This window comes from Methanospirillum hungatei (assembly GCF_020216685.1).
GTDB lineage: Archaea > Halobacteriota > Methanomicrobia > Methanomicrobiales > Methanospirillaceae > Methanospirillum > Methanospirillum hungatei_B.
Genome location: NZ_JAIWNS010000194.1, coordinates 1 through 9,783, shown reverse-complemented (window position 1 = coordinate 9,783; position 9,783 = coordinate 1). Strand labels below are relative to the sequence as shown.

At 44.8% G+C, this 9,783-nt stretch carries 14 protein-coding genes and 1 pseudogene; 7 read left to right on the top strand and 8 right to left on the bottom strand.

Translation table 11 applies throughout. The features are described from left to right. The 4 genes and pseudogenes from LDL35_RS12035 to LDL35_RS12020 form a co-directional block, all read left to right on the top strand. On the top strand, positions 1–584 hold a 584-nt coding region (locus LDL35_RS12035), incomplete at its 5' end, for an AAA family ATPase (protein ID WP_304022696.1). Next, the gene (locus LDL35_RS12030) at positions 581–1,291 is read left to right on the top strand and encodes an AAA family ATPase (protein WP_304022694.1); all 711 of its coding nucleotides are present in this window, start codon (positions 581–583) and stop codon (positions 1,289–1,291) included. The genes LDL35_RS12035 and LDL35_RS12030, both read left to right, overlap by 4 nt. After that, positions 1,249–1,551: pseudogene (locus LDL35_RS12025) on the top strand (PD-(D/E)XK nuclease domain-containing protein); the annotation flags it as partial. The gene LDL35_RS12030 and the pseudogene LDL35_RS12025, both read left to right, overlap by 43 nt. Before the next feature lie 83 nt (positions 1,552–1,634). Then, complete coding sequence (locus tag LDL35_RS12020; protein WP_304022692.1) at positions 1,635–1,808, top strand: hypothetical protein; 174 nt, start codon at positions 1,635–1,637, stop codon at positions 1,806–1,808. Here the strand turns inward: LDL35_RS12020 and LDL35_RS12015 are convergent. Genes LDL35_RS12015 through LDL35_RS11995 form a run of 5 tightly spaced genes read right to left on the bottom strand, consistent with a single transcriptional unit; the run spans position 1,805 to position 5,044 of the window. Further along, positions 1,805–2,212 (bottom strand): molybdenum cofactor biosynthesis protein MoaE, encoded by a 408-nt coding sequence (locus tag LDL35_RS12015; protein WP_304022691.1) that lies wholly within the window; start codon positions 2,210–2,212, stop codon positions 1,805–1,807. The genes LDL35_RS12020 and LDL35_RS12015 overlap by 4 nt on opposite strands. Positions 2,213–2,214: 2 nt before the next feature. Next, the gene (locus LDL35_RS12010) at positions 2,215–2,490 is read right to left on the bottom strand and encodes a MoaD/ThiS family protein (RefSeq protein ID WP_304022689.1); all 276 of its coding nucleotides are present in this window, start codon (positions 2,488–2,490) and stop codon (positions 2,215–2,217) included. 1 nt (position 2,491) lies between these two features. Further along, on the bottom strand, positions 2,492–3,232 hold the full coding sequence (locus LDL35_RS12005; RefSeq protein WP_304022687.1) for a HesA/MoeB/ThiF family protein: 741 nt from the start codon (positions 3,230–3,232) through the stop codon (positions 2,492–2,494). Then, positions 3,229–3,870: a TfuA-related McrA-glycine thioamidation protein gene (locus tag LDL35_RS12000; protein WP_304022685.1), complete on the bottom strand. Its 642-nt coding sequence runs from the start codon at positions 3,868–3,870 to the stop codon at positions 3,229–3,231. Before LDL35_RS12000 ends, LDL35_RS12005 begins: the two co-directional genes overlap by 4 nt. Further along, positions 3,824–5,044, bottom strand: a complete 1,221-nt coding sequence (locus LDL35_RS11995) for a YcaO-related McrA-glycine thioamidation protein (RefSeq protein ID WP_304022683.1) — start codon at positions 5,042–5,044, stop codon at positions 3,824–3,826. The genes LDL35_RS12000 and LDL35_RS11995 overlap by 47 nt, the downstream gene beginning before the upstream one ends. 130 nt (positions 5,045–5,174) lie before the next feature. On the opposite strand from LDL35_RS11995, the gene LDL35_RS11990 reads away from it, so the two are divergent. Continuing rightward, positions 5,175–5,492 (top strand): DUF2769 domain-containing protein, encoded by a 318-nt coding sequence (locus tag LDL35_RS11990; protein ID WP_304022680.1) that lies wholly within the window; start codon positions 5,175–5,177, stop codon positions 5,490–5,492. Between the two features lie 335 nt (positions 5,493–5,827). Then, a complete protein-coding gene (locus LDL35_RS11985) occupies positions 5,828–6,415 on the top strand; it encodes a hypothetical protein (RefSeq protein WP_304022677.1) in 588 nt (195 codons plus the stop codon). 428 nt (positions 6,416–6,843) lie between these two features. On the opposite strand, the gene LDL35_RS11980 is transcribed toward LDL35_RS11985, so the two are convergent. Beyond that, entirely contained in the window at positions 6,844–8,115 is a 1,272-nt protein-coding gene (locus tag LDL35_RS11980) for a TIGR02710 family CRISPR-associated CARF protein (protein WP_304022675.1), read from the bottom strand. Between the two features lie 84 nt (positions 8,116–8,199). Between LDL35_RS11980 and LDL35_RS11975 the strand changes: the two genes are divergently transcribed. After that, positions 8,200–8,757, top strand: a complete 558-nt coding sequence (locus LDL35_RS11975) for a DOMON domain-containing protein (protein WP_304022672.1) — start codon at positions 8,200–8,202, stop codon at positions 8,755–8,757. Positions 8,758–8,759: 2 nt separating this feature from the next. Here the strand turns inward: LDL35_RS11975 and LDL35_RS11970 are convergent, their stop codons facing one another. Both LDL35_RS11970 and LDL35_RS11965 read right to left on the bottom strand, forming a co-directional pair. Beyond that, complete coding sequence (locus LDL35_RS11970) at positions 8,760–9,044, bottom strand: hypothetical protein (RefSeq protein ID WP_304022669.1); 285 nt, start codon at positions 9,042–9,044, stop codon at positions 8,760–8,762. Positions 9,045–9,110: 66 nt separating this feature from the next. Next, on the bottom strand, positions 9,111–9,783 hold a 673-nt coding region (locus LDL35_RS11965; protein ID WP_304022666.1), incomplete at its 5' end, for a hypothetical protein.

Below are 9,783 nucleotides of genomic sequence, written 5' to 3'. Positions count from 1 at the left end.
TTAATCGGTTTGAGGAGTTGTTCGAGAATACCTGGATAGGACAGTACCCAACAGACTCTCACAACCAGTATATCGTACTGAAATTTGATTTTTCTGTTATTGCCGTATCAGATAATCTCAAAGATATAGAATATGCATTTAATCGCATTTGTACTGGCCGGATTCTGGAGACATGGTATTCATATCCTGATTATTTGCAGGCAGCTCCAAAATTCGCCCCTGATGAAAAAGCCTCAACTGCTCTCTCCCTCTGGCTCGGCTATCTGCAGAAAACCGGGGCTTCCCAGGTGTATGTTAACATCGATGAGTATGACAACTTTGTCAATCAGTATATTACCAGTCATCAGGATCATCTGTATAAGGAGATCACGTCAGGGGATAGTTTTCTCCGGACTTTCTTTAAAGTTCTCAAGGAAGGACGACAAACAGGCGCTATTGCGAATGTATTCATCACCGGAGTGCTTCCCATTGCTATTGATGATCTGACCTCCAGTTATAATATTGCTTCATTTATCACGCTGGATCCTGCCTTTGAACAGATGCTTGGATTTACCGATACTGAGGTCTCCTCTCTTCTTGATTGATATATGAGGATTATCAGTTTGATCCAGGGACACGAAAACAGGTCCAGGAAGTAATAAAAAGTCAGTATAATGGGTATCATTTCGTTTCCACAGAGACAGAAGCGGTCTATAACCCAACGATGCTCATGTTCTTCCTCTCTCAGTTCTGCTCTCAGAGGATTATTCCAAAGATACTGACTGACCTGAATTTGCGGACTGATCTCTTTTGGATTCAGCGAATAACAGGTCGGCGCGAAACGACTGAAGAGATGGTATCATCGCTTCTGACATCTGGAGAAGTCTCCTTTGATGACGAATACCTTGTTTCAAAGTTTAATCTCAATCAATTTTTTGATCCGCCGTATTATCCGATATCACTTTTTTATCTGGGAATTCTAACCCGGAAGGATCAGTTCATGCTCACCCTCCCAAACCTGAATATGAGAAAGATAGTCACCGAGTATTTCAATGAACTGAACTCGATAGATGTATCAACCAGGTATGCCAGTATGATGCAGACGTTTGTAAATAAACCAGATCTTACTCAGCTCTTCTCCGATTACTGGCGACTCTATGTGAGTCAGCTGCCTGAAGCAGTCTTTTCTCAAGTGAATGAGAACTTTCCCGGACGACGTTCTTTGAACTCTGCAGTCGGTACCTCTCCACATGGTTTGTCTGGAACGTTGAACGCTCATACCCGAAGGACCGGACTGATCTTGAATTTGTAGGAAAGTTCAATGAAAAGTTTGCCGGGCTTCGCTGGGTCATAGAATTTAAATATTTCTCAAATACTGATTGGGCCGGAATGAAAACGACTTTGGAAGAGTTCACCGTTCGGGAAGAGGATACGCTGCAGATCCGGGGGTATGCAGAAGGACTCAGGCATGAGTATCCTGAAGCTGATATCCGGCTATTTGTGATTTATTGTATTGGAAACCAGGGATTATCAGTGTTTGAGGTCACAGAACAGATTCCCTCCCTGGATTAAGAGCCATTGTTCTGTTATCAGTATCTTCGGATATTCTATCCCTTCCGATCTCTTTCAATATCAGAAAGGATGATATGATATTTATGGATGTGAAAACTTCGAATATCATTACCATGGCAGCCGGTGTCATATTCATTCTCCTTGGAATAAACAACATCATGCAGGGAACTGCCTGGTGGCATTACATCACGTTTGTTATTGGGATTATTATCCTGGCTCTCGGAGCCTATGGATACAAAACCGGAAAGAGGTTTTAATTGCCCTCTTCTTTTGAGAAGTGCCAGGACTCACCGTTTTTCCAGATATCTTTCTTCCAGATTGGGACGAATGCCTTAATCTGCTCAAGTATCCATGAGCAGGCTGCAAATCCCTCCTGACGGTGAGATGAACCGACGACAATGACCAGGATCGTCTCGGTCAGCTGCATACGCCCGACCCGGTGAATGATATCTACGGTATTCAGATGATAGTCGGCCGTTGCCTGCTCTGCTATCTTGTTCAGGTCAGATAATGCTACTTCTTCACACACATCAAGGTCAAGAGCCTCTATCCCGTCATCCCTGACTGTTCCGATAAAGGTAACAATTCCCCCGGTCTCGGGTTTCTTTGCAGATTCAATAAACCTGTACGGATCAATCGGGTCACGGGTAATTGCAATCATATCTATCCTCCTGAAACCGGTGGGAAGAGTATGATCATATCGCCATCGGAAAGGGATACTGATTCGGCTTCCATTGGAGAAACCCGTACATCATGATGCATGATCATCACATAACTTCTGATATTTCCCACATTATCAATGAGCAGCTCAGCATCAGGACCGGTACCGGCAAGGGTTCTGACCGCATCTAGAATTGTAGCCCCTTCCGGAAGTTCCAGGGCCTGCTCCTCCCCAAACGCATCCCTGAATCGTGCATAACAGCGAATCAAAATCTTCATCTTATTCTCTCCCCTTCGAGCAAAACGGACAGTTCTTCCGACTCCCGATATGTAAAAATTCACTTCGTCCTGCCTGCCCGTCCCAGAGGAATAATCTCCCAGAGATCATCGTCCCGATTCCGGTCAGGTATTTTATCGCCTCCATAGCCTGCATTGATCCGATTACTCCTGCTGTTGCCCCTATGACCGGGACTTTTCCACTTGGAGGTACAGCAGGTATAAGACAGGACAGACAGGGGCCTTTTTTAGGTATGATACTGGTCATCTGACCTGAAAACCCTTCAACAGCTCCGTGTATAAAGGGAACTTCTGCATTCCAGGCAGCTTCATGAAGAACAAACCGTGATTCGTAGTTATCCAGGGCATCAATGACCACATCTGCGTCTGCAACCAGCCGATCTGCTGATATTTCATCAATCCGGCCAGGATATGCAACAACCGATGTATCAGGTGCGAGACTGCCAAGAGTTGCCTCTGCTGAATATACCTTCTGAAGACCGACTGATGCAGCGGCGTGTAAGAACTGCCGGTTCAGGTTTGACTCCTGAATACGATCGTCATCGACGATAATCAGTTCACCAACACCGGCCAGGGCAAGATAGGTTGCAGCAGGCGACCCAAGTCCTCCTACCCCGGCAATGAGGATTGTGGAATTTTCCAGTTTCTTCTGTCCCTCAGGGCCGATAAGAGGCAATTGTCTCTCAAACCGGCTGGAGGAATATGATGGTTGTATTCTTTTCATGAACAAAACCTGTCTCTGATGTAGGCAAGGGCTTCTTTTGCGTCTTCCTGCTTTTGATCAATCCGCTGTTCTCTGATCCAGTTCATCATCGCGTCTTTCCGGTCTGGATCAAAGGCGCAGTCTTTCAGGATGCGTGGCCATGACCGGTCAGGATACCAGAGCGACTGTCCGGTTTTTAGTATCTGTTCTGCTTCATTAATCGTGAAAAATCCGGTACTGACCCCATGCCGGAGGGTGATCCGGATGTTTACCAGCGCCTCAGAAAAGGCCATGTTTGTTGTAGGGTCACACATAAGGGCCACTTCATCATCTGATTCGATCTCCCCGTTCCTATACATTCTGAAGATCTCACCAATTCCAATCATGCCAAATAGTTCAAGTTCTGCGGCACGGAGCGCACCCATGCTTGAGGCACCGATGACAGTAATTCCATGTTTCATCACTTCAAGGACTTCCCGGTGACCAACGGCGGCATCCTCAAAAAACACTCCGTCGATGATTCCAACCACTTTGGGTCTGATATGAATGATCTCAAGAAGATCAACCCGTCTTACCGGTGGACGGTAGTCGGCAGCAAGGATTCGCAGCGCTTCAGGAATCGACAGGCTTGGTCCCAGGAATATAATTACGTCGTGCACGTCTACACCGTTCCCCGATTCGTTCGGGATCCATTGCATAGTGTTCAAGTCCAGGCACAATCACCCTGACAACCGGCACCCCTATTTCAGGCCTTGTCAGGTCATGTACGATAACCCGGTCAAGCCCTGCTGCTTTTAAGCGGTCAAGAACAATGTGTATGTCATCCAGAAAGTCATCGGTATGGTATGATGGCATATCTTTGTATGTGATTTCCGCTTTTGTGGTAAACCATTTTTTATTCAATCGCTTGGCCCGGTCGTATCCGACTTTTGAGAGGAAATGCGTCGTTTGGGTATCTTCCCGTGCTCCATGGATCTGTGTGGCCCTGCTCTGAGCTACTTCTGTGAGGGCTCTGAGAATTGCAATCTCACTGCAGAGATGTGATCCCATGCCGATGCACAGGAGCGTCGGATCGCGTAGCTGAAGATCATCTGATACTGCCGCGACGGTCGGGATACCAAGGTCACTGGTGATATCGCGCAAAATTACATCTATCCCGGCCTCTTTAAACTTATCAAGAAGTTCACAGGCAACCGGGTGGGTCACGTCTGTTATTACCGGACCTGCATTCTGTGATGCTTCTACCAATGACCAGGCGTCCCGCTCTACAAGTTCACACAGGCTGTGAAAGACTGCTTCTTCATAGGTATTGCCTGATGCGATTCCGTTAGTACTGGTCCTGAATAACTTTCCCATGATCCGGGGTACCGGATGAAAGACTGCATGTGCAGGAACCCAAACCTCTTCATTGCGGAGGATATCATATCCCTGCCACCAGGGAATCGGCCATTCCGGTTCTGCATATTCGGGAAGAATGAGAGTATCTGGTCGTATTGCATTCTTCTCCAAACGGATCTGGTCATAGGTCATGGTCTTAGGGCTGCGGTCATGGACCTCTGCTGAATATCGTTCAAGTCCTTCCATGATTGCAGATACTCTTGCAGCGATGGGGGTTGCTCCTTTTCCGTTATATACCGTTATAGCGCCTTCGGCAGCAACCGGACGAATACAGGAAAAAACAGGGATGCCTATCCTGTCAAGACCGGTGATATCAGCAACCCTGGTAATTCCGGCCGGCCCGGTGAGGTCATGGACTGCTTCATAGGTCTCTTCTGGAGATCTGGTCCGATGAGTCTCCTTTTGGTAGAGTTTTTTGCAGGACGAGAGTATCATGTGCCCATATACGTTTATATTATGATCCTAAAGAGTAACATGGTTGCATGCTCAGAGGTCTGGTTCTCCTCCAGATAAAAATGAACAGATTTATACGAATGAAATCATAACACTCCAACGAGGGATCTCGATGGACGTTTTCAACACCTTTGTCCGGGATTTAAAGAAACTCCCGGCAGAAGAACAGGACAAGATCATTGAGGAAAAAAAGACAAAATGCATCTGTCCGACCTGTCCGAGTTATAATAAATGCGCAATTGTGGAGCGCGAAAAACTCTTCTGTATGATCGGTCAGAGTTTTCTCTGCATATCATTTGAAGAGGGATGTAAATGTGAGGATTGCCCGATTGCCAAAGAGTATGGGCTTGAATACAAGTATTTCTGTACACGCGGGGACGAAAAAGGTCAGCGGTACCTCAATTCGGTCTGGGGTTCAACCCTGGAATAACCCTCTCTCTCTCTTCGTGGTTCATATTGTTCCAGCTGGTGATTTACCAGAATTGAAAACTCAGATGATCTGAAGATTTCTACCAGATTTTCTCCTTATCCATTACATACCTCAGTGATTACATTCCTGACCACATTTCACATGTTATCTGATATGTCCATATATGAGCGAAAAAATGAAACCCTTTAAGAATTTTAGGACTATTTCCGGAACATCTAATACTTGCGATCACAATAGTATATTCAAATATGGTACCTTCTTCTAAACCCAAAACATCTCCTCCTTCTGATAACAATACCACAGACGGACCATTATCATTTGAAAAAGTTTGGTTTATGTTTCAGGAGACTGATAAAAAATTTAAAGAAACTGACAGGATTCTAACAGAGAAATTTCAGGAGACTGACAAAAAATTCAAAGAGACTGACAGGATTTTAACAGAGAAATTTCAGGAGACTGATAAAAAATTTAAAGAAACCGATAAAAAACTTAACAAATTGGAACGTTTATTTACCTCCCAATGGGGAAAACTCGTTGAATCCCTGGTGGAAGGAGATATAATACCTATCCTGAACCAACGGGGCATAAAAGTAACTGACACCCTGAAACGAAGAGCAGGCCGTCGTGACGGAGTTGATTATGAGTTTGATATCATCGCAATAAATGGATCAGAAATAGTAATTATTGAATTAAAAACAACACTCCGGCGGGATGATATTAATCATTTTCTGGATAAACTCACACAGGCAAAGAAATGGATGCCGGAATATTCAGATAAAAAGGTATTTGGAGCGGTTGCATTCATATCCGAAGATGCCGGAACGGCTGCAATGGCAGAGAAAAATGGCCTTTTTGTGATTCGGGCTACAGGAGATAGTGCCAGCATTGTAAATACTGATGATTTTATCCCCAAAACCTGGTAAAAATCATTTTTTCGTCTGGCCAATGGCAGGAAAAATCCCCATCTCCTTAAGATGGAACAACAATGTCCCATCCTGATAATGAAGAGGTGCATAATTCATCGGATCCTGAGATACAGAGAAATTCCTGATATAAATTTGCCATTCACTGAACCTGAACCACCCCACTTTCCTTTATATATTTCGATAGAGAAGAATTTCGTAATCTGGTTATTTCGGTATTGGCAACATGGACATAAACAGAGCTATTTACTCTAACCTCGCGTGAAGTATTAAATTGTGTATTCCTGGTTCATTTCGGCCCCTATTTTGTCAGAAATGCTCTGGTGTCAGTATAACTTTTCTGTAAACGCGGGGACGAAAAAGGTAAGCGGTCCCTCAATTCGGTCTGGGTCTCAACTCTGGAATAACCCTCTCTCTTTGTGTTCTTGTTATTGTTCCAACTGGTGATTCTCCAGAATTGGGAATTCTGATGATCTGAAGAGTTCCTCAAGATTTTCTCCTGATCCATTACATGCCTCAGTGATTACATTCCTGACCTCATTCCACATATCCTTTGCAACATCTCCCGGAACCGGAGTCAGACCGTGAGCAAGAATCGAATCATTCCTGATCATGATGTATTGCTGGAGATCAGAGTACCACCGGTCAGCCCCTTTCATACCAAGGTCTTCTAAAAGGAGGAATTTATATCGAAGTCCTATCCTGATGATACCATTCCTGTCAGACTTTCTGGCATATGTTGAAATATCCTGTTTTCGAAGCATCTTTTTGAGATCCGCAAACCGGATCTTCTCCTCATTGTCATCAATTCCATAACTGAGCAATAAAACCTGGGAGATGAGTTCAACAACCCGGTACAGCCGTGCAAGTGCGTCATCGTACCGCTCACCATCGATCCGTCTCTTCGCGTTGTGGAGGAGGTCAAGGAGCATGTAGATATATTTCTGCTGTCTGACCCTGAGTCGTTCTTTCCGGTTTAATATTGTATCATCCATCCGGTCAAGTTCCAAAAGTCTTTTCAGGAACTTCCGGTTCAAGGGGATCAGGATATCAAGATCTGGCACATGTTCAAGGTATTTATAAGCCTTTTCATAATCCATCTTATCCCAGTGCCAGTATCCATTAAAAAGTGTGTAATAGATATCGCGTTCAGGAAGACTGGTAATCCCTTCTAAAAGTCTGAGAGAGCTGCCAAAATGATTTTGATTAAATGCATATATTGCCCGGTGCAGCTGGAGCCGGTCATATGCAGCAAAGAGCACCATCTCTTTGATCCTCTCTGTTCCGGGGATGATCATCCCCCCTGATTTCTCACCGGTCACATGAGAAACAGGGTTTCTGGTCAGAAATGAGACAATTTCAGCAGCCATGATCATCTCCCTCGTTCCGGATGAAGCTTCTATCACGACTTCTTCTTCATGATACAGAGAAGCAACACCATAGATCAGTTCAAAACACCCGGTAAAGTCGTTCGGATCAGAGATCATGCAGACTGAGAACTGAGGAGGTGAAATCCTGAATTGTTCGGTGAGTGCCTGGTGAACTGGTTCGATGGTTCTTTCACTTTTTTCTGAACAGAAATAGATAATCCTGGCAGGACGGTATGAATGTATTGCAAAACTGCAGGATCTGACAAGCCGGGACAGGGCATCCTCGTCAGATGTGCCGATACCGGTCCCAAGTGTCATAAGAAGAAGCATAGGATTTATTTCAGCACATTTATGATATCTTTCTTCTGATCGGTTACACAGAAATTTATCATGATACAGATCCTATGAGTTGTTATGTCAACACGTGCAGGATTCTTACTTGGCCTTATGATGTTCTGCCTTCTCTCTCTCTCATCTGCAGCAGCCGGTCCGGCAGCTGACGGGGTCATCAGTGAAGGGGAGTATGAACATGCTGAGTCATTTGATAATGGGAATTACCAGCTCTTCTGGACGGTGATTGATGACCGTATCTATATCGGTCTTCAGGGTAAGACAACCGGATGGGTGGGTATCGGGTTAAAACCGTCCCAGATGATGAAGGATGCAGATATTATTCTTGCAGGTATTGCAGATGGTGAGGTGTACTGGGCAGATTCATTCTCTACCGGAAATTTCGGACCCCACCCGGCAGACACTGAACTTGGCGGTACTGATGATATTGTAAATCTCTCAGTGACCGAAGAAGGAGGGGTGACCATTGTTGAATTTGAACGGGCACTTGATACCGGTGATGCATATGATGCAGTCCTTTCTCCAGGAGAAGAGGTATCCTTCATCTGGGCAATGGCAACTGACGATGACCCGGCATTTAAACACAACACCCACAAGGGGAAGGGTACTGTCACTTTGTAACCTCAGGTATCTCCATTTTTTATATAATCCACAAACGCTGCAGTAAATGAGAACAAAACCAGCGTCATCCCCATAAGGCTAATAATCTGCCATGTACCGGTCATTTGTGGTCCATGGGTGAGAAGATTCATTCCATAACTTATGATCCAGAATACAAGGCTGATATCCAGAAGGAGTAAATATCGGAGTCGTGGCTTACCGGTTACAATATATAAGATAACACTGGCATTGAGTATGATAACCCCGAGTACCAGTAACGCAGCTTCAGCTCCCATCTGTTCCGGCATCAGTCTCTCCTGATATACAGGTAAATAGTGCTGTGATTACTTGAATTAACCGGTCAGAAAAAAAGATTAGAGTCCTGAGTCTGCATATGCCTCATAGCAGGTAAGAACCAGCATTCCAAATCCGAGGAATACTGATACAACCCAGAAGATAAATCCGATATAGGGAATAAAGAACAGTGCATTCAGGACGATAAATCCAACAACAAATCCCCAGATTAAACTGACCTCTTTTTTGGCAAGCTGTTGTATCCATTCACCAACCAGTGCGCCGGTGAGAATATTCGCCAGCATCAGCCCCAGGAGTATCAGAAGGAAGAGAAGGAATGCAAAGGGTATGCCGATTATGGTTATCAGGAGAATGACACAGAGTACACATCCGATTATAAGTCCTGCAATCCCGGCAATGAATGAGATGATGGTCTTTTCTTTCCCGGTTTTAACAAGGGAGGTGTAAAAGGCGGGGCAGAGTTTTACAAAGATGATGCCCAGGATTAAAAATCCAAAGAAGCAGAGGATCATCGCGAAGGTAATGAATGCTTCAATCATATCTCCAATCTCTTTCATACTAAACCCGCTCTCCCCGTTGTGCTCTTCCTCTACCGTCAGATTTCCAAGAATCCTTGCCTGGGTAGTGTACCCTGAAGCACTAATGATAGCATCTTTTGAGATGACTGAGTTTTTCCCAAGAACAACCGTTCCTCCGGTGGCAGCGATATTTTCAGCATTTCCTGACATGGTT

Excerpts from the sequence above, each read along its gene's own strand:
- LDL35_RS12020 (WP_304022692.1), top strand. The coding sequence starts at position 1,635 with ATGGATGTGAAAACTTCGAATATCATTACCATGGCAGCCGGTGTCATA.
- LDL35_RS12015 (WP_304022691.1), bottom strand. The coding sequence starts at position 2,212 with ATGATTGCAATTACCCGTGACCCGATTGATCCGTACAGGTTTATTGAA.
- LDL35_RS12010 (WP_304022689.1), bottom strand. The coding sequence starts at position 2,490 with ATGAAGATTTTGATTCGCTGTTATGCACGATTCAGGGATGCGTTTGGG.
- LDL35_RS12005 (WP_304022687.1), bottom strand. The coding sequence starts at position 3,232 with ATGAAAAGAATACAACCATCATATTCCTCCAGCCGGTTTGAGAGACAA.
- LDL35_RS11995 (WP_304022683.1), bottom strand. The coding sequence starts at position 5,044 with ATGATACTCTCGTCCTGCAAAAAACTCTACCAAAAGGAGACTCATCGG.
- LDL35_RS11990 (WP_304022680.1), top strand. The coding sequence starts at position 5,175 with ATGGACGTTTTCAACACCTTTGTCCGGGATTTAAAGAAACTCCCGGCA.
- LDL35_RS11985 (WP_304022677.1), top strand. The coding sequence starts at position 5,828 with ATGTTTCAGGAGACTGATAAAAAATTTAAAGAAACTGACAGGATTCTA.
- LDL35_RS11980 (WP_304022675.1), bottom strand. The coding sequence starts at position 8,115 with ATGCTTCTTCTTATGACACTTGGGACCGGTATCGGCACATCTGACGAG.
- LDL35_RS11975 (WP_304022672.1), top strand. The coding sequence starts at position 8,200 with ATGTCAACACGTGCAGGATTCTTACTTGGCCTTATGATGTTCTGCCTT.
- LDL35_RS11970 (WP_304022669.1), bottom strand. The coding sequence starts at position 9,044 with ATGCCGGAACAGATGGGAGCTGAAGCTGCGTTACTGGTACTCGGGGTT.